Origin of the sequence: Gilliamella sp. (assembly GCF_024104075.1) — a bacterium.
Taxonomy (GTDB): Bacteria; Pseudomonadota; Gammaproteobacteria; order Enterobacterales; family Orbaceae; genus Gilliamella; species Gilliamella bombi.
The window spans coordinates 1-528 of sequence record NZ_JAGGHR010000079.1 but is presented as its reverse complement, the minus strand read 5'-3'; the positions used below and the strand labels follow the sequence as shown (position 1 = coordinate 528).

Sequence of the window (528 nt, the reverse complement as noted above, 5' to 3'; positions counted from 1 at the left end):
CCTTGCGCCCTAAGGATTAAATACCAAATAATAAATGCTAAGGAGTGACACAAATCGCATTATAATAATTCGAATTTAGATTATCATGATGGAATATCATACCATCACCATTGCCAGCATCGTTTACGAGGAATGGCATACCGTGGAATGGCCCATCACTTTCATTAATATCGCTTGTTATACAGTAATAGAAATGAGGCAGTTCATCACCGAGGGAATGCTGATAATAATTATACATCGTGCCCCATTCCGCAAAAAAACCAGCACCTATTTGGCGCTCGTACAAATTATTTTTTGAAGATGGCTTGGCACCAATAGCTCCTTTACAATTTTCACCCAAAAGACCAGCACAGACTGCATTAGTCAGATCCTTTACCTGTGGAACACGATAACCTACACTATTACACCAAGATGTTTGAGTAAAATAAGTATTATCGCTCTCTCCACGATTCACAAACCACTTTTGCAGAACAAATCCATATCTTACTACCACATTTTCATTACTATCTTTACCCTCTAGTTCAAATA

General features: G+C 37.9%; 1 protein-coding gene. It reads right to left on the bottom strand.

Annotated features, from left to right (window positions below):
• Positions 1-37: 37 nt before the first annotated feature.
• Positions 38-528 (bottom strand): hypothetical protein (locus J6569_RS11200; protein WP_296318538.1); only part of this gene is annotated, 491 nt, incomplete at its 5' end.